This is a genomic window from Vibrio sp. ZOR0018 (genome assembly GCF_963865925.1).
GTDB classification, from domain to species: Bacteria; Pseudomonadota; Gammaproteobacteria; order Enterobacterales; family Vibrionaceae; genus Vibrio; species Vibrio anguillarum.
Genome location: NZ_CAWMCN010000118.1, coordinates 195588 through 217088, shown reverse-complemented (window position 1 = coordinate 217088; position 21501 = coordinate 195588). Strand labels below are relative to the sequence as shown.

The following is a 21501-nucleotide window of genomic DNA, read 5'->3' as shown; positions in this document are numbered from 1 at the left end:
AAGGCCTCACGCTTGTTTCTGGTTTAAATGAAATCGGTTGAGCAACGCCAGCCCCTGCGCCAAATTTCCCGCTAAAATTCGAGGGCTGTGTTGGTAATAACTGCCCCAAATTTGGTTGGCGTTAGGAATGCAAGATGCTGACGCTTTCGCGATCAATGTCGGTTGTAAACCAAATCGACGCATCAAAGCATGCAGTGGATCCGTTGCTGTAAAAACGCACCATTCATACCCTAAATCAACCAGCTGTTGAGCGATCAAAGTAAAGTGCAGCGCCGATAAACCACGACCAAAAGAGGCCAGTTGGCCAAATTCAATCAAAGCACTTCGGGATACTCGGCAATCAAAACGCTGCGATAAAATTTCATCGGCAGGTTGGTCAAGGTATTGTTCGAGAAATAGAGGCTCTTGCTGCGCTACGCGAAAACCACATACGGATTTCATTTCGTCATGATCAAGCAAAGCTAAATAAGCAGGCATAAAAGTAATAAGGCGTGCATCAAACGCTTGCTGATAACGCTCGCGCACAAGGTGTATGGCTTCCAACCAGCGAGGATGAGAAGGATCAATTACGGCCAATTGCAGATCAGATGCTGAGCGTATGGTTTTCATCGGCATTTCCTTTTTGCTTACTCTGTGAACAAAAATAACGGACGTAACTTAAGAATCCCTTAATAAGAGATTTTTCTTCAACTCAATGGATGAGGAGCCGTTGAATATCCGATACCACTTAGCTCACTCGCAAATGTGTGGCCAAATCTGAACTGAACGATTTTTCTAAATTAGCCTGTCACGGATTGGCTTAGATACGGAAAATTATCATTTTCTACTATCGCCATTTGTATTGGTTCTAACACGGTGACATCTTACGTTTCGCTTATAATTATAATTTATCATTTTTATAATTACTGATAATTTTATTTAATCCATTAATCTCCATATACTCCGATCTATCGAAACGAAGCCAAAAAATCAAAGGTATTAGGAGCGAATTATGAAAATGAATCACGTCGGTATTATGGTTGGCGATATGGATAAAGCTGTTGAGTTCTACACTCAGGCTTTAGGTTTAAAAATCGTTATGAATAATACACAAGTTATTGAAGAGCGAGAGTCAGCGATTGGCCGCATGTGTATTGCTGTTTTTGGTGAGGGTTTCAAAGGTTTCAATATTGCACATCTAGTAACAACTGATGGTATTGGTGTTGAATTGTTTGAAATGAAAGAGCGCGAAGAGCGTCACGAAGTAGACTTCTCTCGCCTTGGTATCTTCCACTTCTGTCTACAAACCGACGACTTTGAAGGCGCGATTAAGCGCATTGAACAATATGGCGGTAAAGCGCGTATGGATATCATGCGTTACCATCCAGAAGATGATAACAAGCTCGCTAAAATGGTTTATCTAGAAGACCCATTTGGCAACCTATTTGAGCTTTACTCGCACTCATACGAAGAAACTTATGCCTCTGATTACGAATAGTCGATCTGTGATGCATTAATAAAATTTCAAGGGCAGGTAGCACAACCAGCCCTTTTTAGTTTCTATTGCAAGGTCAGCTATGAAGCTTTAATGCCAATATCATCTGCTTATGTGAGGTTCAATCAAGTCAAACAACCTTAAAAGAGTGATCAATAACATCAATGACTTGCTCATAACGCCTAGCAAGAGGTGAGTTAAGTTTGCTAACCAAGTAAACAGGTTCTTGTATATCTTCGGTAATGTTGAATATTTTTAGCTGCTCTTTATCCGCGAACAAGTTAACGCACCATCGAGGAACCACTGTAAAACCAATCCCTTTAGCTATAGGAACTAATATTTGGTGCACTTGGTTAATATAGCTTTGCGTCGAAACATCCTCCAAATCGACTAGACGAAGCAAATCATTATTCGCTTGATTGACATATGTTTGGAAGTAGTGAGCGAAATCTGGATGACGAACGACTCCCAATTCTATTAACAAGTCATTTATAGGCAAGCTTTCGTCTGCGGACAGTGGCAATACAAGAGCAAGACACTCCGCACCAACAATACGGCTCGCGAAATATTTAGGGTTAGGTTCTTTTGTCACTAGACCTATATCCAGTTTCCCCTGCAATATCTGCTCAAATATACGATGGTTTGGCGTTGCTTCTAACTCAATGGATAAGCCTGGATAGCTCACTTGCAAAGAAAGTAATTGTGAATAAATCAGCCACGCGAAAGTCCCCGAACAGCCTATAGTACAGCGACCACGGAAAGGTTCGTCGTGTGCCAGATTCTGTAATAACTCAAACTCTTCTTCAAAGTGTTTGACAGCATAATCGTAAACTTTACGCCCATAGATTGTTAACTCAAATTTCTTGTTAAATCTCTTTATCAAAGGATAACCGCAGGCAGCTTCTAGTTTATTTATGTGCTGGCTTACCCCGGGTTGCGTCATATGGAGTAACTCAGCCGTTTTAGTAAAGTGCCCAATATCGACTAATGTTTTAAAAGTGTTTAACCAAATAGGATTGAGCATAGTCATAAACCAATAGTTATTAATAAATCAACTTTCAATAATAATTGATTATAAATGAATCAGCATGTCTTTGGACAAAATGTATGTTTCAGATTGCAATATGATAAAACATTATTGCATTAGCTTTTGAAACGAAGAAATCGGGAGTGTACGGATAAAGTTTGTCAGCGACAAAAAGGGTGGAGGCCCCAGCCACATCCCGGCACACACGTCGCCTGCTGCGGCTGCTCCCTTCCGGGCCTGACCGAGTTCACAAGTTAGTGTTGCGGGAGGACCAGAGCCTCCATTGATTTGTTTTCTTGGCTTGCTAGCCAAAGAGTGCGGCGATTATCAAGCATCATAGTAATGATTGCAAGCCGAAATCCCAATGGATGGAAGCTTTTTGTTTTAAGTGAACACCATTTGAGCAAATCTTCTATTTTCTCTTCTACTCAATAAAATAGGTGGACTATTTTAGCTCTTGTTTGAACTTCTGATTATCTTGAGAAGAGGCTTTGTACTATCTCGTTGGCCGCTACCGTGGTGCTTACTTTGGTACATGGCAATATCAGTTTGGTGCAATACTTCTTCCAGGCTCATGAAATGATCTCTGTAATTCGACACACCAATCGCCACATTGACTTTTATGTTTAAATTTCGAGCAGAATCGCTGTAGGTAAAGGACTCTAACTGCATTAACACAGGCTCAAGCTCCTCATCACTATATTGCCCAATCAGGATAAACTCATCACCCCCGATTCGGTAACTACGACCACGCCAAATAGAATCGATACGGCTGGCAAGTGCTTTCAACACTTCATCCCCCACTTCATGACCATAGTTATCGTTTATCGGCTTAAAGTTATTCACATCTAAATAAATCAAGGTTAGATCGCTGTTTAAGCCTCTCGAATAACGGCGATATAAAGCTCGGCGATTACGCAGCTTGGTTAAATTATCGGTAACAGATTGTGAGTGTAGATAGAAAGCGACCACTAACAAGAAGCCAAATACCAACGTAAACAGCCATTGAGTGTGGCGTGAAAAAGTTTTCTCGGCCGCTAACGTTGCTCGCCAATTCGGTTGATAATCATAAGTGTTGATGATTTTCTGCGTATCAATCATCTTAATAGCACGAGTAAATAAAGGAGCCAGCGAAGCGCCCATGCTATTTTTGGGAAAGCCCATTGCAATCTCAGACGAGTAAAAACTGCCGATAAATAGATCTTCCTCCAACGGCAATAAGTTATCCGCTTCGCGCAATATTTGGTTAAAGTTAGCACGGTTTAGAACGATGTAATCGACCTCCTTACCGAGCAAGGCTTTGACCAATTCATTTTGAGTTTTATAAACATGTAGCACTTTATTGGGCAGCATTTTTCCTAACAGCTCTTCAAAGAAATCTTCTTTAATCACGCCGATGCGCTCAACAATTAATTCCGACACATTGCTGTAAACATTGTCTTTGTAATTTTCACGTTTGATCAAGACGGCTTCAGGCTGGTAATACGTGTCACTGAAATAAACGTCGGATTTTCGTTGTTGAGAGACGGTAATTGGTACTAGGATATCAATGCGTTTATTGACCAAATCGGCATACATACTCTCCCACGTTTCGTCTGGCTGGCTGGCCAGTTCGCATTTGAGTAACAGAATGTCACATGCTTTAAAAACAATGTCCGCGTTTATTCCTTTCACTTTACCATCGTGCTGATACTGAGCAAATTGGCTGATGTTCTCCAATTTTACTTTTAACGGTCGCTGCACGTTTAAGCCACTATCGATGACGGATTGACGCAACGCCTGCTTGCGGATATCAAATTGGTATTTTTGTACTGATTCTCTAAGCAGTTTTTGTACCGACGCTGAGTGTACATATTCTTGAATTTTGTTGAGTAATAAAGTGTTGTGCCCTTTTGGCGTAATAATGGCAACCGGCTGAATAGGCAGTTGGTCATTAAGCAATTGCGCATCGAGCCCTGCCATCAACATCGGCTTTAATTGATTAATCGCGTCTACGACCACATCGACTTCAGCCGTGCTTAAAAGTTCTTTGGCACGCCGAGCACCATCATACTCAATCTGTATAATATGAGGAAAATAAGCGGCAATCAGCTCACCATAAATCGTTCCTTTGGGAACCCCGACCCTCGCCAGATCGGTTAACTGTACGTTGCTGTGGCTAAATGCATAGGTATATTCAATATTGGTAGGACTTGAGAAATCAAAGCGTTGAGCACGCTGTTCGGTGTAAGTCACATTGGCTGCAAAATCGCTCTCCCCTTGTTCGATAGCGGTCAAGATCGCATCAAAGCTGGGGTAATTAACATAGTCAATCTCAAGGCGAAATTGGTAAGCAATGGCATCAAACAAAATACGCGTGACAACATCGTCCGCTTCTGTCGCTACTCGATATGTTTTAGCGTTGATTATGGGAGCACTGATGACGCTGTGTGCCGCCGTTGCTAGCCATAAAAGACCTATTAGCCGAAATGCACGAACCATGACGTTTATATTATTGTAATGAGAGGTGAGCATCATATACTAATGCTCTATATATGCATAAGAATGAAGTCACAACTTCACCCACAACATGCTCTAATCTACATTCAGTTGTGTTCTGGTCATTCGGTATTCTCTTCGGTGCTCTTGAGTAGATAATCAGTCATCCAAGCAGTAGCCAGTAAACAGATCCAAACCACGAATACTGGGTTTGGTACATCACTTGTGGGCGAGACGACTAAGCTTGCAAAGCCTACCGTTGGAAGTGTCCAGCATAACAAACCATTCCAATTCACCGCGACTGGTTTGGATTGGGTTAAACTTTCCATCGACGCCATAATGCCAGTAATGCTTAACGCAACTAACACCGCATACGAGAAATCGGCCATCCATAGCGGTAGCAGTAACCCTAACGCCCACCAACGGTGCTTATTGGATGGCTTCCAGTGCGCAACCGACCACCAAACAACGATAGCAGAAAGAGTCTGAATAACAGTCAGCCAGCCTGTACCGCCTAATTTCCCAGCCGATTGAGTAACGATGATACCGACTTGCAACGTCAATACGATCAACGTGCTCACTAAGATAACGCCCATGCTACTGCGTTTAGAAAAGGCCACCGTCAACAAAGGCAGCAACACCCAAACACTGACAGAAAGAGCGATTGGCTGATAAGATAAAGTGAAACCATAAGCGGTCATTGCAGCCAATAACAACACACCCGCGACGCCCCCTTGCGGTAAAATCCACAGCGCAGGGATCACGATGGCCAGCACGGGGATGTCCCCTTCGCTTAAACCTATGGCTCTTGCACAAACCACAGCCAACACGGTTGTGATTAAAAATTGAAAGGTAGAAAATAGCATGCCCTCTCCTTATACCGTTCCTTGGTAACTATCGAACTAGGACACTGCTAGTATGGACGAATTGTCAGCATGAACCAATTTTTAGCGCAGATTTTTGCAGTTATACATCAAATTCCCGCAGGAAAAGTGACAACCTATGGGGAAATTGCTCGTTTAGCAGGATACCCCGGCTACGCACGCCATGTTGGAAAAGCATTAGGTAACCTACCTCAAAACAGCCGATTACCTTGGTTTCGTGTGATCAACAGCAAAGGAGAGATTTCGCTAAAAGGAGAGGATTTATTACGTCAACGACAGAAATTGATCGCCGAAGGCATCGAAGTGAACGAGCATGGAAAAATAAAACTTCGATTATACCAGTGGCGCCCCTAAGCCCCTTTCGGTCAAGCGCCTTTCCCGCTTATCTAGCACGGGAAAGGGCTGTTTTACTATTTCTTGTTTTACTGTTTTTATAGTATTGCGTCTATTTTATTGCTTCTGTTTTTACTACTGTTTAACACCAACCAAACGCAAATCAACACGTTTAGTGTTATTCTCATCAGTAATCACGGCGTAATGGGTATCCGTAATGAAGCGCAGTTTTCCATCTACTTCGATACGAGCACTGACGCTGTAACGGTGGCGAGCATCAATTTTTCGGTTGTCGAATGCCAAGTCAAACTGAAGCGGCACTTGCATTCCGTTAGTTTCAAAGCGGTGTTTTGCGATCACTTTAGCGGGTGCATCAGCCAATGAAACATCTTGCAAAGTGATAGTGACAAGCGCCTTATCCGGCAGTGCAATACGCTCACGGTACGAAACCGTACCCATGATAGATTGAATATTGCTCTCGGAAGAGGTTGGTTTTTGCGCTGACTGGCAACCCACAAGCATTAGACCCAAAACAGACGACATAATCAGCAACAGTGCCTTTTTCATAAGGATAAAACCTCAGTTATGGTGTTAGATAGGTGATGATTATAGGTTCGGTTTTATCTGCTGTCATGGTCGTCCATTTGGTATTAACAAGATATTGACTTAGTCAACAATGATAATAATTACATTAAGAATCTCGGTGAGGGTCTATGAGTAAACCATTAAATGAACTATTGGATTTGCTGCAACTGGAAAAGCTAGAAGAAGGTTTATACCGAGGTGAGAGCGAGAACTTAGGTCTGCCACAAGTGTATGGTGGGCAAGTGATTGGCCAAGCACTCTCGGCGGCTCGCTATACGGTTGATTCCGACCGCACTGTTCACTCATTTCATAGCTATTTTCTTTACCCCGGGGATCCTGAAAAACCAATCATTTATGATGTTGAGAATTTAAGGGACGGACGCAGTTTCAGTACCAGACGAGTCAAAGCCATTCAGAATGGTCGGCCGATTTTCTATCTCACTGCTTCTTATCACGGTGAAGCGCCCGGTTTTGAACATCAAAACACCATGCCTGACATCCCTGGTCCTGAAAATTTTGCCTCTGAATCTGAACTGGCAGCCCAGATTGCACACTTATTACCTGAAAAAATAAAAAAGGTTTTTTGTGGCGAAAAAGCGATTGAGATGCGTCCAGTGACCGTAATTAACCCGCTCAAACCACAAAAAGCGGAGCCAAAACAGTACCTGTGGATACGCGCTAATGGTGAGTTGCCAAACAACCAACTCATCCATCAATATTTGCTCGGTTACGCGTCTGATTGGGGGTTTTTAGTTACAGCGTTGCATCCTCATAAAGTCTCTTTGATGACACCTAACTTTCAAGTCGCGACGATTGATCATTCGATTTGGTTCCACCGCCCATTCAAAATGGATGAGTGGTTGCTCTACGCAATAGAAAGCCCTACGGCCAGCAATACCCGTGGTTTAGTGCGTGGCGAGATTTACAACCGCCAAGGAGATTTAGTCGCAACAGCAGTGCAAGAAGGTGTGATGCGCTTCACCAAATAAAAAGACTCAGACGAGCAGGCTATGCCAGAGGCAATTGGGTAGTGTACTTCAATGACTCCATTGCAAAGGTTGAAGTCACGTTATTAATCCCTTTCACGCCATTGACCAGTTTTTTATAAAACTGGTCAAAACACTTCATGTCTTTGACCAACACTTTCATCATGTAATCGTACTCACCCGCCATTCGATAGAACTCCATCACCTCAGGGTACTCAGACACAGTCACGACAAAATGGCTGTACCATTCGTGAGAGTGATCGCTGGTCTTAATCAACACAAACGCGGTAAAACTCAAATCTAATTTTTCTGGGTCAAGCAGGGCAACTCGCCGCGCAATCACGCCAGATTCTTCGAGCTTTTTCAACCGCTTCCAGCAAGGTGTGGTGGTTAAGTTCACCGCTTCAGCCAAATCATTTAGCGACAAAGTGCTGTCTTGTTGCAGTAATGAGAGGATCATGCGATCAATTCTATCAAGCTCCATAGCTTCCCCAGAATAAGAGAATAATTTTCTCTAAAACTACAAAATGACAGGCAACATAGCAAAGTTTTTCTCTCACATTAAGGGTAAATTACCCTCACAATAACGATGGAGAGAGAACCATGTGCACCGATCATCAATGGATTAACAACGCAATTCGAAAAATAGAAGCGGACTACCAACGCTCGGCCGATACTCATCTGATCAAGCTCGATTTGCCTTGTGTCGCTGGGGTCGATATTTATCTCAAAGATGAAAGTACGCATCCTACGGGTTCGCTCAAACACCGCCTAGCCCGTTCTCTTTTTCTGTATGCCATCTGTAACGGCTGGGTTGGCCCTGAAACGACTATCATTGAATCTTCATCGGGCAGTACTGCGGTATCAGAAGCTTATTTTGCTCGTTTACTAGGCTTGCCTTTTATTGCTGTAATGCCCAAATGTACTGCACGTAAAAAAATTGAGCAGATTGAGCTTTATGGCGGCCAAGCGCATTTAGTCGATCGCTCTGATCAAATTTATGCCGAATCACACCGCTTAGCTAAAGAACTGAATGGTCATTATATGGACCAGTTCACTTATGCTGAACGTGCGACCGACTGGCGTGGTAATAGCAATATTGCCGACAGTATTTTTAACCAAATGCAAATGGAAGATCACCCCGTTCCGACATGGATTGTAATGAGCCCAGGCACAGGCGGAACCTCAGCAACTATAGGCCGCTTTATTCGCTACCAAAAACACAATACCAAACTGTGCGTCGTCGACCCTGAAAACTCGGTATTTCATGATTATTTCAAAAGCCGAGACCCAAGCTTAACCTTGCAGTGTGGTAGCAAAATTGAAGGAATTGGTCGCCCACGAGTTGAACCGAGTTTTATTCCCGGCGTAGTCGATGAAATGCGTACCGTTGCGGATGCCGCCAGTGTCGCTACGATCTATTGGTTGGAAAAACTACTCGGCCGCAAAGCAGGCCCTTCTACCGGCACCAATCTTTATGGGGTTTTGCAAATTGCCAGTGAGATGAAACAACGAGGTGAAACAGGCTCCATCGTGACGCTGTTATGCGACAGCGGCGAACGTTATTTAGATACCTATTACTGTGCCGATTGGGTGAAAAGCAATATTGGTGATTTAACACCTTATCTTTCAAAATTAGAAGCCTTTGAAACAACGGCTAAATTAGCTTAGTGACCTAGCAAAACGCCCAAGACAAACTTAGGCGTTTTGGATCCATCGTGAAAAGTCTTAGCCTTGAATGCCGACAATCAACCAAGGTGCATTAGGTACGGTTAAATCACGCTCTAAATGCCACACATCATTAATATCTTCTTCAATGCCTTCCACGGAATCGCGGTAGCGGCCAGTAAACTGCAAACTCAACTGCGCTTTACTTGCATCGTAATCGGCGCGAACGACTTCAGCGTCTACGTACATCACATCTGTGTGCTGTTCACCGTTTAGCTTTGCGCGCTCTTGTTTTAAATCTTCAAACAAGCTCGCCGATACATATTCTTCAACAGTTTCAAGTTGGTTATGGTTCCAAGCACCTTGCAAAATACGGTAGTGTTCGCGCGCACCATTAATGAAAGCTACCTTATCAAAACCGGCTGGATAGTTATGTGGGATATCGCTGTGTGCATTCGCTCCAAAACCACCCGTGGCTTGAGGCTGTTGTTCAAAATTGTGCACGTTCGGCTGTTCAAACTCCGTTCGGTTATTCACGCCACCAAACGCAGGCTGCTGCCGATTCATGCTACCCTGCTTCGCACCAAGCATACCGCGCATCAGTTTAAAGAGCACAAAAGCAATCAGGCCGAAGATCAGAATATCCATAAATTGAATACCCTCAAACGCGCCGCCAAAGAAAGCCGCTAGTAGACCACCAGCGAGTAAACCACCCAGTAATCCGCCCATCAGACCTTTTTTGGTCGAACCAGCTTTACCTGCTTGATCTTGCTTAATGGTGTCATTTTTTTGAGTCTGCTGTTTGGGCGCTGGAGCCGTTTTATAGCTTTTACCAAACGATTTACCACCGCCAAATTTCTTTGCTTCTGCTATCGGTGTGATCGCAACAGCAACCATCAGCAGTGCTACAAGGGAAAAAAAACGTTTCATGTTTTTCCTTAGGGTTATAATTATTGAGGCTTACTCATCATAACCACTTCGGATAGACAAGAAAACCGTTGCTTCTCGCAGACATGTATCAGAATATTGCAAATTAACCGTCCATAAGTTGACGCTTATACACCACCCCACTAGAATATCGAACGTTGTTCATAATTGATACGTAACCATGGCCAGACGAAACGATCACACCCGAGAAGAACTGATTGCATTGACGCTCAAGACCGCGAAGCATTTTCTTCAAAATCACACTTATCACGAGCTCAGCCTGCGTAAAATCGCAACCATGATTGGCTACGTACCTAGCACTTTGGTCAATGTCTTCGGCAGTTACAATCTTTTATTGTTGCATGTGGTAGCTCAAACCTTGGATGAACTCTCTTCGCAAGCGAAAAAAGTGGTGGGTAAGTGTAGCGATCCAAAAGAAGCGTTGTATAAATTGGCCTATTGCTACCACGATTTTGCTCAGTTGCACCCCAATCGCTGGCAACTTATTTTTGAACATAATATGAATGGTGAACGACTTCCCCAGTGGCAAGCAGAGCGCATCGATAACATGACCGCCATGCTTGAAGGTTTATTGACCATCCTTGCTCCACAACACTCGCAACAAGAAGTGCTGCAAGCAAGCCGAGTCCTGTGGTCTGGCGTACATGGTATTACCTTATTAAGCGTAGATGATAAATTTTTCGCCGCCGAACCCATCGATGGGAAAGAGCTGATTGAAAACCTACTCTCAAACTATCTTAATCACTGGGCGCGATAAGGACCATCAATGAGTCAATCTCAATCTTCATTGCTGACTCAGCAACGATTTCTTCCGTATTTCATCACCCAGTTTTTTGGCGCATTTAACGATAACATCTTTAAAAATGTCTTGCTGCTATTGGTCGCGTTTGCTGGAGCGAACGTGTTACCGGTTTCCAGTAATTTATTTATTAACCTTGCCGCAGGGCTATTCATTCTTCCTTTTTTCCTTTTTTCTGCCTCTGCTGGTGTGCTTGCTGACAAGTACGAAAAATCCGCTTTCATTCGTAAAGTGAAATTGGCTGAAATTGGCATCATGTGTCTTGGCGCGATCGGTTTTATGACCGAGAGTTACGCCATTTTACTGTTATTACTGTTTTTGATGGGGACACAATCGGCCTTTTTTGGCCCAGTCAAATACGCTTTATTGCCGCAACAACTCAAGCCAAATGAATTGGTTCCGGGTAATGCGTTAGTGGAAACAGGCACATTTTTAGCGATTTTATTAGGCACATTGGGGGCTGGGCTCATTGCCTCGATGCCCTACACTAAATACGTGGCTGCTGGCGCGGTGGTGCTATTTGCGTTGTTAGGCTATTTAGCCAGCCGTCATATTCCTAAAGCCCCTGCTTGCGCACCCGATCTCGTTTTTCGCTGGCAGCCCATTAAGCAAACCAAGCAGACCATTGCGATTGCCAAACAAGACCGTACTATTTTCCAATGCGTAATGGCGATCAGTTGGTTCTGGTTTTTAGGTGCTGCCTACTTAACTCAATTTCCAAATTTCACGCATCACTATTTATATGGCACAGAGAGCGCCGTTTCTTTTTTGCTAGCACTGTTTTCTGTTGGCATTGCCACTGGCTCATTGACCTGTGACAAATTATCGCATCATAGAATAGAGATCGGCATCGTGCCTATCGGCAGTTTTGGCATTACATTATTTGGCTATTTAATGGCAACCTCCGTGCCAGAAAAATTACCTCAATTTACTGATTTTTATCAATTTATCAGCTACCAATCACTATGGCCGATGTTTCTTTTCCTATTGTTGATTGGCGTCTGCGGTGGCATCTTCATTGTGCCTTTATATGCGCTAATGCAGCAGCGTGCTAAAGTCACTCAACGCGCACAAGTCATTGCCGCTTTGAATATCTACAACTCACTGTTTATGGTGGCGAGCGCACTATTAGGGATTGTCTGTTTGAGCTTTCTTGAGCTTACGATCCCTCAGTTCTTCATTATATTAGCTTTGCTTAATGGCTTTGTTGCACTCTATTTATGCTACCAAGTCCCGGTCTTTTTGGTGCGATTTCTAATGTGGATGCTCACGCATACCATGTATCGAGTCAGCCACAAAAATCTTCATCACTTACCTGAAAAGGGCGGAGCACTGCTGGTGTGCAATCATGTTAGCTATATGGATGCACTGTTGCTGAGCGCGGTTTGTCCTCGCTTAATTCGTTTTGTGATGGAAGAGGATTACGCCAATTTGCCGCCACTTCGTCGCTTTTTGAAACGTGCAGGCGTGATACCTATTTCCGCAACGCGTCGCGGTTCTATCCGCCAAGCCTTTAACGATGTAGAACAAGCATTGGCAGAAGGGCATATCGTCTGCATTTTCCCAGAGGGACGGTTAACCGCGGATGGCGAAATCAGCGATTTCATGCGCGGGATGGATATTATTTTAAAACGCAGCTCTGTGCCTGTCATCCCCATGGCATTGAAGGGGTTGTGGGGAAGCTATTTTAGCCGTGCCAAAGGGCGCGCCTGCTGTGGGCTACCGACTCGTTTTTGGTCACATATAGAAATTGAAGCTGGCGAGCCCGTCCCCCCCAAAGAGGCAACAACACAAGTGATGCAACAAAAAGTCGCAGAACTCAGGGGGGATTGGCGTTAGATTGGGATTGAGTGCAAACCAAACACTAGCTTGATCTTATACTGAAGAGTGAACGTACAAATATGTTATTAACGGGCTGTTAGGCTGATGACATACATATGAGTACCCCATCTTTAGTGATTTTTTTCGATGCGCAGTATCCTTTATGCTGCAATGAAATGCGTTCATTAAAAACCTTCGATCACCATGGTCGGGTTCAGCTTATCGACATCAATGACGGCGATGCTATGCGTAGCTTTCCTTCTATCGACAAAAGCAAGGCGTTATCGATACTGCATGGCTTAGATCAACAAGGCAATCTGCTTTATGGGCTGGATGTGACCGTTCTAGCTTGGCGTTTAGTCAACAAACATCGCTGGTTATTCATCACGCGCTTGCCCATCCTAAAATGGATTAGCGACCAAATTTATCTCCTTTTTGCAAAACATCGCATGTCGATATCTCGCTGGTTTAGTCATGCTCAATGCCGTAATGGCGTTTGTAAAAACAGAGAGTGATAACAATGAAATACCTCATTATTGGCGCCTCAAGCATCATCGCCCAAGCTTTTATAAGGGAGCTCAAAGCGCAGACTTTAGCGCCAGAAATCGTTACCGTCTCAAGACAAAAATATCTCGCCCAATCCTCAAGCGAACATTTTCCAACCGACTACAGTATCGAATCAACGGCCTTGATTGCCAAAACATTGGCCGACATCGGGCATAAGTTCGATCAAATTGTGTTTTTTAATGGGCAACTACACAACGGCACCTATACACCGGAAAAGCGTATCTCAAGGTTTGACGAGTCTTACTTTCAATGGCTTTTACAATGTAACGTTTTGAGCCAAGTGCGTTGGTTTCAATATTTACCATCACTTATTGATCGTCAATCTTTTGCAAAAATTACGGTTTTTAGCGCGCGGATAGGTAGCTTAGAGGATAACCACAGTGGCGGCTGGTACAGCTATCGGATGAGTAAAGCGGCGCTAAATATGGCGACGAAAAGTTTTGCGATAGAGCTAGCTCGCACTCATCCCAACACACAAACCATTCTGTTTCATCCGGGAACCACCGACACCCCGCTTTCTAAACCATTTCAGCATAATGTGTCTAGCGATAAGCTCTTTGAACCGGAGTTTGTGGCTAAGCAACTTTATCAACTTCAGCAAAAGGAAATGTTAGATAAGCCCGTCTGTTTTGTGGATTGGCAGCACCAGACCATCAAATGGTGATCGCTCATTGAGTGGTCGATAACGCAGCTGATGTTCGGTGAGCCATGTTTTTAAGGTCTTGCGCGATATTTTAATACCCGTTTCGCTCAAGTGATTTGGTATTAAAAAATAATCGATGGGATATTTAAATTTTTCAAGCCTGCCATTGAGCCACTGCTCTAACGCCTCTTTTTTAGGCATAGTTTGGCATTGCAACAAAGCAACGCTGCGCGCGCCAAACTCATCATCATGAACAGGGATCACCATCGCTAAAATAATATCGGGGTGGTGAGATAATACCGCTTCAATCTCTTCACAATGAATGTTTTCGCCTCCAGAGATGAATTGGTTATCAACGCGGCCAATAATGCACAGCTCATCATTCTGCCAGTAGCCAAGATCTTGGCTGTCGAACCATCCTTGTTCATCGATAAGAGGCGTGATTAAGCCTTGTTGGTAATAGCCACTGGATATGGTTTCACCGCCAATGAAAATGCGCTGGCCTTGTAGTTTCACTTGCCGTTTAGGTAGCACGTGGCCAACACTCTGGCTTGCGTTAACACGTTTTGCTGTGACCGTGGAAGCCGCTTCCGTCATGCCATAACCCACCCAAGTTTCAATGCCATGCTTTGCCGCCTGCTGGGCGAGATAGTTTGGGATATGGCCTCCGCCAAGCAGCACGTGCGTTAATGCGAGTGGTGTTTTACTGTCTAATAAACGCTTCAGTTGAGTAGCAACCAATGAAGCATGCGTGACATGAATTATATCTTGGGTGAGATCGCCGCTGCCGACTTTTAAGCAAGCACCAGCGACTAGCCAGCGATAAATAATGGCTAACCCAGACACATGATACATCGGTAAACTCAGCAGCCACGTATCATGGCAACTAAATGAAAATACCTCAAGTAAGCCACTGGCTGACGACCAATGCTGCTGAAAAGTATGAATAACGGCTTTAGGAACCCCAGTAGAGCCAGAAGTAAAGATGATTGAGGCAAACTGTGTCTCAGCCTTGTTTACCATAGCGCTCGTGGGCGGCGAAACATGTTCGTTAGTAATATGTTCATGAGTAAAAAGCTGGATGTTAGCCTCAGCGAGCAATGAAGTTAGCTCACTCTCCTCAAGCTTAGCTCCTTCACCTAACCATAACCAATGTGGTTGATTCTCTCCGTATAAGGTACTGAGTTTCTGTTTCAGCAGCATCACAGGTTGTGGCATGGTGATGGCGCAGATCACGCCAAGTTTTAACGACGCAAGGTAGATTAACACTAACTCAAGGCTGTTCTTACCCACTAACGTCAGCACATCTTGGTTCTGCAAACCTTGCTGCTGCATTGCAAAAGCATAAGCGTCAATACGGTTCGCTAACTGCTGCCAAGTGTAGGTTTGATTCGCCGTACGCAATGCGATCGCGTGCGGCGAATACAAAGCATGTTGTTGCCACGGCTTTTGGCAAAAGGAAACGCCTACTCGCATTGAGATTGCCAAACCACCGTTTGCTGTGCGAGCGTTTGTATCGGCAATGCGCTGTTGGGCCATGCGCTTTCGAGTTGTGCTTTAAACAAACTAATCGTATCTAGCCCCGGAATTTCATTAGGCAGTTGCCACTGCGCAAAACGAGCTAATTGGCAAAGCCCTAAGCTCGATTCGATGCTAGAGCTAATAACGGCTTGAATGCCTAATGTTTTAGCTTTTTCAATCAAAGTGATACAGCGCTGTACCGACCCAATCAAGGTCGGTTTAATCACAATGGCTTTCGCTCCCGTCAGATCTTCTAGCTGAAAATCTGCACGGCGAACGGCTTGCTGTAAGGTTTCATCCCACGCAATCGCAATGCCCGTATTGATAGCAAAAGCCAAGCTGTCACTGGGAGATGGACACGGCTCTTCCAAAAACGCAATGCGTTGACGCTGCGAAGGAGAGACATATTGGGCAAATTTTTCAGCTTTAGCGGGTGTCCAAGCTTGGTTAGCATCAAGACGCAATTGCAAATCAGGCATGGATTCTAAAAACAGATTTACGATCATCCCATCGCGAATCGCTTCGTACAGCCCAACTTTAATCTTCGCAACTCTATGATCGCCCGGTAGCGCGTTCAGAAGCGGGATCAGTTCATCAGGGTCTCCCGAGCACAAAGGTGCTGCGTGATAGTGTCCGGCTTGAGGCAACCCACCATCCAGCTCTAACTCCGCCATCGACAAACCAAAGGCAACAGAAGGAAAAAGATCATCATAGGTAATAAGCTCACCACTAACCCAAAGCTGAAGCTGCTCTATTAACTGCTGCTGTGCTTGCTCAAGTGACTCTAAACTGAAACCGGGTAATGGGGCAACTTCACCCAACGCTGAACCGTGATCATCTTGTAATTCAATAATCAGACCTTCACGTTCTACCAGCTTCTGATTGCGGAGAATAACGCCGCTATCCATCGGTAAACAGTAGCGATACAGTGTTGCGCTGCGCATAATTTCAACCTTTTGTTCGATATTCGACTTTGTTCATTGAGACCACTAGCCCAAATCATCACGGAAAATTGGATGATTTGAGCCGATTTTACGCTTAAGGATTACGAGGGAATTTATTGAAATCAGGGCGGCGTTTTTCATTGAAGGCATTGCGCCCTTCTTGCCCCTCTTCTGTCATATAGAACATCATGGTTGCGTTACCCGCCAGTTCTTGCAAACCTGCTTGGCCGTCACAATCTGCGTTGAGCGCTGCTTTCAAACAGCGCAGCGCCATAGGGCTATGCTGCAATACTTCACGACACCAGCGAACCGTCTCTTTTTCTAAATCAGCTACTGGCACAACCGTGTTGACCAGCCCCATGTCCAACGCTTCTTGAGCATCATAAAAACGGCAAAGGAACCAAATTTCACGCGCTTTTTTCTGCCCAACGATACGGGCCATGTAAGACGCACCCCATCCACCATCGAATGAACCCACTTTGGGTCCTGTTTGACCAAACTGGGCATTTTCTGCCGCTATAGTTAAATCGCACATCATATGCAGCACATGGCCACCACCGACAGCCCAACCAGCAACCGCCGCAATTACAGGTTTCGGACAGGTACGAATTTGGCGTTGGAAATCGAGCACATTGAGATGATGCGTACCGGACTCATCACGATAGCCGCCGTAGTCGCCACGAATTTTTTGATCGCCACCAGAGCAAAATGCCGCTTCACCAAGACCAGTTAGAATGATCACGCCAACTTGCTCATCATAACGCGCATCGGCCAGCGCACTGATCATCTCTTTAACCGTTTGTGGGCGAAAGGCATTACGCACCTGAGGGCGGGCAATCGTAATTTTGGCAATGCCATCTTGCGATTTGTGATAGTGAATATCTTCATATTCGGCGCTGCAGTCACTCCAGATGACTGGTGCGTACAATTCTTGTTCAGTAATACCGACTGTTTTAGCCATGGTGCTTTCCATTGTTCTATTAATTATTTTTTGAACCAACGCGTTAGCATTGGCTGATAAATTCTTGAATAAGATGAGCAAATACTTCGGGCTGCTCATAATGGACATTATGCCCTGCAGCCCGCACTTGGCGATATTCGAAACCGCTTTGCTGTGCCAGATGAACAAACTTACTGTCCTTCTCCCCACAAACATAGACCATTGGCAATGCGACTTGCTCAAGTTGTGCGAGCAGATAAGGCTGCTTTGCCAATGAAGTCGAAAGTAGCATGTGAGCCACTGCCGCCCCAAGATTAGCACTGCGTTGAGTGACTAAAGTTTGTCTTTGCTCATGATTTAATGAAGAAAAAACGGGTTGACGATACCAATCGACCAAAACTCGCTCAATCTGCTCAGTTTGGAAACGATGTGCCCAATGGTGATCATTTTTCAATCGTTGCTCACGTTCAAAAGAACTCTGCAAGCCGAAGTTGCCACCCTCAACGATCAAACCTTGAATATTCAACGCCGAAAAACGCTGCATCGCCACGCCATACATTGCCAGCCTTCCACCAAGTGAATAGCCCACCAATACGATAGGTGTTTTTTCGCCAAGCTGCTTAAGCACGGTTGCAGAAATGTGAGCGCAGCACTCATCAAAATCATCACATAAGAGAGACTGACTACCGCCATGACCGGGAAGATCAATCCATAATTGCGAGTATGGCGAAAGGAAAAGCGCCGTTTTCGACCAATCTCGCCCACTGCCTAGTAAACCATGTAGAAAAACCACCACAGGCTCGACCGACGTCGAACCTGTGGTGGTGCTGCAATAAAAACGACTACAAAGCATAGACTTGCTGGGTAAATTGTGTGATTTGCTCACCGGCTTGCCCAGACGGCGTGGTCACTTCAACCAATAAGGTGCCAGTACCCTGCTGTAAATGCTCACGGACTAAGCTTTGATAAGTAGATAAGGTTTGCGGACAAACATAACCTAAACGAAACTGCCGTGCAGCGTGTTCAAATTGGTAGCCATGGGGCATTTGGTACAAGGCGGTTTTGTGCGCTTTGGGAACGGGTAATAGATCAAAAATAGCGCCTCCATCATTATTCACCACCACCAGCACCAGAGGCGTGCTGACTTGGCTAAGCAGAGCTAGAGAATTCAGATCATACAGCAATGACGTGTCACCAATAAATACCAACATTGGATTATGCTTGGCTCGCTGTACTCCTGCGGCGGTTGCCACTAAGCCATCAATGCCCGAAGCGCCTCGATTGGAGTAAACCGAACGTCCCTCAATTTGAGCAAACATATCGGCTAAACGGACGAACAAACTGTTGCCGATAAATAGGTTGGCCCCTTCGCTACGCTCGGCCATATCGAGCGCTAAACCAATCTCTGTAATGGAAGAGTCACCGTTCAAATGTAATTTAGCCAGTTGGGCAATCTCTTGCGCCACACTTTTTATCCGATCCGACCAACCCGCTTGCGCCGCACCTAAAGCCGTTAATTTACCAATATGCCGATCGACCCAGCACGCAATATCAGTGACAAACTGCTGTTGCATCAGATGGCTTTGATTATTACGTGCCATTTGGGGTGAAACGTAAATATACTGCACGTTACCCATGTGAGCATGGCTAGCTAGCCATTGAGTAAGCCGTTTTGAGACCAGCCGTGAACCGAATTGGATCACCACCTCACTTTCACTAAGCAGCTCACGTGCTCGCGCATTTTGCAACCATAAATCAAAATGCGCCCATTCGCTGCTCACGCCTGATTGTGGATCACATAAGACTGGCCAGCCAAGTTTGTTGGCAAAATGCTTGGCCTTCTTCGCTTCAGCTAATGTCAACGAACCAAGAATCACCAGCCCTTTTTTACTCAGCCATGCACCATCATCTAACGTTTTAGTTTGGGTTTGGTACTGGCGAGAGCTGAATGCTTGCTCACGCTGACGCCACGCTTCAATCACAGCTAAATAGTCCGCGTAAAGATCTACATCATGTTCGGCATAAAGTGGTTCGGGAAAGGGACAGTTAATATGTATTGCACCACCCATATAATCTTGGTTGGCCATAGCCTCATCCACTGTGGTTAACAACCAAGTCAATGGAATAGTCGTCGATGGACTGGGTAGATTCACCGCCTGCGTGACATGTGATGAGTAAATACCTACTTGATTGATTGCTTGATTCGCACCGCATCCCACGAGCTCAACGGGCCGGTCAGCCGTGAGTACAACGAGTTTTTCACCCGTGAGGTGTGACTCAGCAATCGCTGGCAGTAAATTAGCCGCCGCCGTGCCAGAAGTGACAATCACCGCAACTGGCTTTTGGCTCGCCTTAGCAAGACCTAAAGCAAGAAAGCCCAGCCCACGCTCATCAAAGTGAGTATGGATTGAAAGCTTGTGATTGGCGGCCGCCTCTAAGGTCAAAGGTGTCGAGCGTGAACCTGGTGCAATACAGATCTCTTGCACCCCAAGTCGAGTAAGCTCCTCAAGTAGCGTTTGGCTCCAAATTCGGTTCAGCACTGCTTGGTCATGCTTCATGACGCCACTCCTAGAGGAAAATGGTCGCTGATCAAACTCAGTAAGGTTGCCATTTTTTTGTCTAACTCTTGCCATTCATGCTCAGCAACTGAACCTGGAACAATGCCCGCTCCGGCAAACAGTTGGACCTGATTGTCCACCAGCAAAGCGCTGCGAATCGCCACACAAAACTCCGCTTGTTGATGGCTAAAATAACCGACTGAGCCAGCATACCAACCACGTGCAAAAGGCTCATTAGCCTGAATAAAATCCATCGCCGCTTTACGCGGCAGGCCAGCCACGGCTGCGGTCGGTTGTAACGCGTTCAGCAGTTGTACACCATTCACACCCTTTTTCAGCTGCGCATGGATACCCCGTTTTAAATGTTGCACTTTGCGCAAACGCACTAAACGGACGTCCTGTTCAACATCAACCCTTTCAGAATGAGGCGTTAACCGTTCAATAATGTCATCCACTACATATTGATTTTCATTAAGATTTTTACTGTCTTGAGTAAGCCAATGAGATAACTCCATGTCTTGGCTCGCATTTTCTCCCCGACCTATAGTTCCCGCCAGCGCTTCGGTATACAAAGTCTGCCCTTGACGAGCGTACAAACGCTCAGGTGTCGACCCCATAAAGCTGTGTTTTTGATCAAATGCTAATAAAAAATGAAAACTGTGATGATTGTGCGCCGCACTTGCCTTAAGCAACTGCGCCGCGCTTAACGGCTTATCTAAACTGAGTGTCGTTTGCCGCGCGAGTACCACTTTCTTAAACGCTTGATGACCAATTCCCTCAAGCACTTGATTGACCAACTGCTGCCACTTCACCTCATTAGGTTGATGGGTGACTTGTTTTATATGTGACGTCATACCACGTAACGGACTAACATCAAGTTGCAGTTTATGCAGTGCGACCAAGGTTCGTTGGCGTTCAGCGGTAATATTCGCCGCCAATGACCACTGACCATCACAGCAAATCAGCTCAATTTGCGGTAAAAAGAAAAATGAGGATAGACAACGGCGATTTTTGTCCGTATGCCCATCAAAAGAACGTCCACCCCAAACTCGCTGCTCCTGACCAAGAATAGCGTAGGCAGGTTCAGCCTCAGAAAAAGTATACAGTTGACCTAATGCCACTACTTCTTCGCGCGTATCACGTGACTGCCAATAAAATTTAGGGAAAATGGGCTGCGCTTCAAGCCAATCAATTGGCGCGAAAGGGGGAGCTTCTTGCAGTATTTGTACAAAACGAACGTCATCATCCTTCGCGTCGTTTATTTGCTCGATTAACCGAGCAATAGCTTGATGAAAATGCGACAAATCGACCTCGAAAACATTGAG

21 protein-coding genes and 1 other RNA gene are annotated in these 21501 nt (G+C 45.1%); 8 read left to right on the top strand and 14 right to left on the bottom strand.

Annotation, left to right across the window (positions count from 1 at the left end):
- Positions 1 to 6 precede the first annotated feature (6 nt).
- A complete protein-coding gene (locus tag AACR75_RS12645) occupies positions 7 to 615 on the bottom strand; it encodes a thermostable hemolysin (protein ID WP_013856449.1) in 609 nt (202 codons plus the stop codon).
- A gap of 376 nt (positions 616 to 991) precedes the next feature.
- Here AACR75_RS12645 and AACR75_RS12640 point away from each other — a divergent pair, with 376 nt between their 5' ends.
- Positions 992 to 1477 carry a VOC family protein gene (locus tag AACR75_RS12640; protein WP_047687889.1) on the top strand — a complete coding sequence of 162 codons (486 nt, stop codon included), beginning with the start codon at positions 992 to 994 and terminating at the stop codon, positions 1475 to 1477.
- Between the two features lie 127 nt (positions 1478 to 1604).
- Here AACR75_RS12640 and AACR75_RS12635 read toward each other — a convergent pair whose 3' ends face one another.
- From AACR75_RS12635 to AACR75_RS12620, 4 genes are all read right to left on the bottom strand, one after another.
- Positions 1605 to 2504 carry a LysR family transcriptional regulator gene (locus tag AACR75_RS12635; protein ID WP_047687887.1) on the bottom strand — a complete coding sequence of 300 codons (900 nt, stop codon included), beginning with the start codon at positions 2502 to 2504 and terminating at the stop codon, positions 1605 to 1607.
- A 177-nt stretch (positions 2505 to 2681) separates the two neighbouring features.
- Positions 2682 to 2778: signal recognition particle sRNA small type (ffs, locus tag AACR75_RS12630), an RNA gene on the bottom strand.
- A gap of 173 nt (positions 2779 to 2951) precedes the next feature.
- Positions 2952 to 5018 (bottom strand): GGDEF domain-containing protein, encoded by a 2067-nt coding sequence (locus AACR75_RS12625; RefSeq protein ID WP_047687885.1) that lies wholly within the window; start codon positions 5016 to 5018, stop codon positions 2952 to 2954.
- Positions 5019 to 5101: 83 nt separating this feature from the next.
- A complete protein-coding gene (locus tag AACR75_RS12620) occupies positions 5102 to 5845 on the bottom strand; it encodes a hypothetical protein (RefSeq protein WP_017049084.1) in 744 nt (247 codons plus the stop codon).
- 69 nt (positions 5846 to 5914) lie between these two features.
- Between AACR75_RS12620 and AACR75_RS12615 the strand changes: the two genes are divergently transcribed.
- Positions 5915 to 6217, top strand: a complete 303-nt coding sequence (locus tag AACR75_RS12615; protein ID WP_047687883.1) for an MGMT family protein — start codon at positions 5915 to 5917, stop codon at positions 6215 to 6217.
- A 114-nt stretch (positions 6218 to 6331) separates the two neighbouring features.
- On the opposite strand, the gene AACR75_RS12610 is transcribed toward AACR75_RS12615, so the two are convergent.
- On the bottom strand, positions 6332 to 6763 hold the full coding sequence (locus AACR75_RS12610; protein WP_047687881.1) for a YbaY family lipoprotein: 432 nt from the start codon (positions 6761 to 6763) through the stop codon (positions 6332 to 6334).
- Between the two features lie 146 nt (positions 6764 to 6909).
- Between AACR75_RS12610 and tesB the strand changes: the two genes are divergently transcribed.
- Positions 6910 to 7770 carry an acyl-CoA thioesterase II gene (gene tesB / locus AACR75_RS12605; protein WP_013856442.1) on the top strand — a complete coding sequence of 287 codons (861 nt, stop codon included), beginning with the start codon at positions 6910 to 6912 and terminating at the stop codon, positions 7768 to 7770.
- Positions 7771 to 7789: 19 nt separating this feature from the next.
- Here tesB and AACR75_RS12600 read toward each other — a convergent pair whose 3' ends face one another.
- Positions 7790 to 8251 carry an Lrp/AsnC family transcriptional regulator gene (locus AACR75_RS12600; RefSeq protein ID WP_013856441.1) on the bottom strand — a complete coding sequence of 154 codons (462 nt, stop codon included), beginning with the start codon at positions 8249 to 8251 and terminating at the stop codon, positions 7790 to 7792.
- A gap of 119 nt (positions 8252 to 8370) precedes the next feature.
- Between AACR75_RS12600 and AACR75_RS12595 the strand changes: the two genes are divergently transcribed.
- Complete coding sequence (locus tag AACR75_RS12595; RefSeq protein WP_013856440.1) at positions 8371 to 9438, top strand: PLP-dependent cysteine synthase family protein; 1068 nt, start codon at positions 8371 to 8373, stop codon at positions 9436 to 9438.
- A 57-nt stretch (positions 9439 to 9495) separates the two neighbouring features.
- Here AACR75_RS12595 and AACR75_RS12590 read toward each other — a convergent pair whose 3' ends face one another.
- Complete coding sequence (locus AACR75_RS12590) at positions 9496 to 10365, bottom strand: Tim44 domain-containing protein (protein WP_017048570.1); 870 nt, start codon at positions 10363 to 10365, stop codon at positions 9496 to 9498.
- 178 nt (positions 10366 to 10543) lie between these two features.
- On the opposite strand from AACR75_RS12590, the gene AACR75_RS12585 reads away from it, so the two are divergent.
- From AACR75_RS12585 to AACR75_RS12570, 4 genes are all read left to right on the top strand, one after another.
- Positions 10544 to 11140, top strand: a complete 597-nt coding sequence (locus AACR75_RS12585) for a TetR/AcrR family transcriptional regulator (RefSeq protein ID WP_017048569.1) — start codon at positions 10544 to 10546, stop codon at positions 11138 to 11140.
- A gap of 9 nt (positions 11141 to 11149) precedes the next feature.
- A complete protein-coding gene (locus AACR75_RS12580) occupies positions 11150 to 13021 on the top strand; it encodes an MFS transporter (RefSeq protein WP_047687879.1) in 1872 nt (623 codons plus the stop codon).
- A gap of 98 nt (positions 13022 to 13119) precedes the next feature.
- The gene (locus tag AACR75_RS12575; RefSeq protein WP_047687877.1) at positions 13120 to 13518 is read left to right on the top strand and encodes a thiol-disulfide oxidoreductase DCC family protein; all 399 of its coding nucleotides are present in this window, start codon (positions 13120 to 13122) and stop codon (positions 13516 to 13518) included.
- A 5-nt stretch (positions 13519 to 13523) separates the two neighbouring features.
- The gene (locus AACR75_RS12570) at positions 13524 to 14234 is read left to right on the top strand and encodes an SDR family NAD(P)-dependent oxidoreductase (RefSeq protein ID WP_047687875.1); all 711 of its coding nucleotides are present in this window, start codon (positions 13524 to 13526) and stop codon (positions 14232 to 14234) included.
- Here AACR75_RS12570 and menE read toward each other — a convergent pair.
- From menE to AACR75_RS12540, 6 genes are all read right to left on the bottom strand, one after another.
- Positions 14181 to 15689 carry an o-succinylbenzoate--CoA ligase gene (menE, locus tag AACR75_RS12565; protein WP_047687873.1) on the bottom strand — a complete coding sequence of 503 codons (1509 nt, stop codon included), beginning with the start codon at positions 15687 to 15689 and terminating at the stop codon, positions 14181 to 14183. The two genes, AACR75_RS12570 and menE, sit on opposite strands and share 54 nt — an antisense overlap.
- Entirely contained in the window at positions 15680 to 16678 is a 999-nt protein-coding gene (menC, locus tag AACR75_RS12560; RefSeq protein ID WP_047687871.1) for an o-succinylbenzoate synthase, read from the bottom strand. The genes menE and menC overlap by 10 nt, the downstream gene beginning before the upstream one ends.
- 94 nt (positions 16679 to 16772) lie before the next feature.
- Positions 16773 to 17639 carry a 1,4-dihydroxy-2-naphthoyl-CoA synthase gene (gene menB, locus AACR75_RS12555; RefSeq protein WP_026027256.1) on the bottom strand — a complete coding sequence of 289 codons (867 nt, stop codon included), beginning with the start codon at positions 17637 to 17639 and terminating at the stop codon, positions 16773 to 16775.
- A gap of 43 nt (positions 17640 to 17682) precedes the next feature.
- Positions 17683 to 18471 carry a 2-succinyl-6-hydroxy-2,4-cyclohexadiene-1-carboxylate synthase gene (menH, locus tag AACR75_RS12550; protein WP_047687869.1) on the bottom strand — a complete coding sequence of 263 codons (789 nt, stop codon included), beginning with the start codon at positions 18469 to 18471 and terminating at the stop codon, positions 17683 to 17685.
- Positions 18461 to 20176 (bottom strand): 2-succinyl-5-enolpyruvyl-6-hydroxy-3-cyclohexene-1-carboxylic-acid synthase, encoded by a 1716-nt coding sequence (menD, locus tag AACR75_RS12545; protein WP_047687867.1) that lies wholly within the window; start codon positions 20174 to 20176, stop codon positions 18461 to 18463. The genes menH and menD overlap by 11 nt, the downstream gene beginning before the upstream one ends.
- The gene (locus AACR75_RS12540) at positions 20173 to 21480 is read right to left on the bottom strand and encodes an isochorismate synthase (protein ID WP_047687865.1); all 1308 of its coding nucleotides are present in this window, start codon (positions 21478 to 21480) and stop codon (positions 20173 to 20175) included. The genes menD and AACR75_RS12540 overlap by 4 nt, the downstream gene beginning before the upstream one ends.
- Positions 21481 to 21501: the final 21 nt, after the last annotated feature.

What these genes read in the sequence shown, in the direction of transcription:
- AACR75_RS12645 (WP_013856449.1), bottom strand. Translation starts at nt 615, where the DNA reads ATGCCGATGAAAACCATACGCTCAGCATCTGATCTGCAATTGGCCGTA.
- AACR75_RS12640 (WP_047687889.1), top strand. Translation starts at nt 992, where the DNA reads ATGAAAATGAATCACGTCGGTATTATGGTTGGCGATATGGATAAAGCT.
- AACR75_RS12635 (WP_047687887.1), bottom strand. Translation starts at nt 2,504, where the DNA reads ATGACTATGCTCAATCCTATTTGGTTAAACACTTTTAAAACATTAGTC.
- AACR75_RS12625 (WP_047687885.1), bottom strand. Translation starts at nt 5,018, where the DNA reads ATGATGCTCACCTCTCATTACAATAATATAAACGTCATGGTTCGTGCA.
- AACR75_RS12620 (WP_017049084.1), bottom strand. Translation starts at nt 5,845, where the DNA reads ATGCTATTTTCTACCTTTCAATTTTTAATCACAACCGTGTTGGCTGTG.
- AACR75_RS12615 (WP_047687883.1), top strand. Translation starts at nt 5,915, where the DNA reads ATGAACCAATTTTTAGCGCAGATTTTTGCAGTTATACATCAAATTCCC.
- AACR75_RS12610 (WP_047687881.1), bottom strand. Translation starts at nt 6,763, where the DNA reads ATGAAAAAGGCACTGTTGCTGATTATGTCGTCTGTTTTGGGTCTAATG.
- tesB (WP_013856442.1), top strand. Translation starts at nt 6,910, where the DNA reads ATGAGTAAACCATTAAATGAACTATTGGATTTGCTGCAACTGGAAAAG.
- AACR75_RS12600 (WP_013856441.1), bottom strand. Translation starts at nt 8,251, where the DNA reads ATGGAGCTTGATAGAATTGATCGCATGATCCTCTCATTACTGCAACAA.
- AACR75_RS12595 (WP_013856440.1), top strand. Translation starts at nt 8,371, where the DNA reads ATGTGCACCGATCATCAATGGATTAACAACGCAATTCGAAAAATAGAA.
- AACR75_RS12590 (WP_017048570.1), bottom strand. Translation starts at nt 10,365, where the DNA reads ATGAAACGTTTTTTTTCCCTTGTAGCACTGCTGATGGTTGCTGTTGCG.
- AACR75_RS12585 (WP_017048569.1), top strand. Translation starts at nt 10,544, where the DNA reads ATGGCCAGACGAAACGATCACACCCGAGAAGAACTGATTGCATTGACG.
- AACR75_RS12580 (WP_047687879.1), top strand. Translation starts at nt 11,150, where the DNA reads ATGAGTCAATCTCAATCTTCATTGCTGACTCAGCAACGATTTCTTCCG.
- AACR75_RS12575 (WP_047687877.1), top strand. Translation starts at nt 13,120, where the DNA reads ATGAGTACCCCATCTTTAGTGATTTTTTTCGATGCGCAGTATCCTTTA.
- AACR75_RS12570 (WP_047687875.1), top strand. Translation starts at nt 13,524, where the DNA reads ATGAAATACCTCATTATTGGCGCCTCAAGCATCATCGCCCAAGCTTTT.
- menE (WP_047687873.1), bottom strand. Translation starts at nt 15,689, where the DNA reads ATGCGAGTAGGCGTTTCCTTTTGCCAAAAGCCGTGGCAACAACATGCT.
- menC (WP_047687871.1), bottom strand. Translation starts at nt 16,678, where the DNA reads ATGCGCAGCGCAACACTGTATCGCTACTGTTTACCGATGGATAGCGGC.
- menB (WP_026027256.1), bottom strand. Translation starts at nt 17,639, where the DNA reads ATGGCTAAAACAGTCGGTATTACTGAACAAGAATTGTACGCACCAGTC.
- menH (WP_047687869.1), bottom strand. Translation starts at nt 18,471, where the DNA reads ATGCTTTGTAGTCGTTTTTATTGCAGCACCACCACAGGTTCGACGTCG.
- menD (WP_047687867.1), bottom strand. Translation starts at nt 20,176, where the DNA reads ATGAAGCATGACCAAGCAGTGCTGAACCGAATTTGGAGCCAAACGCTA.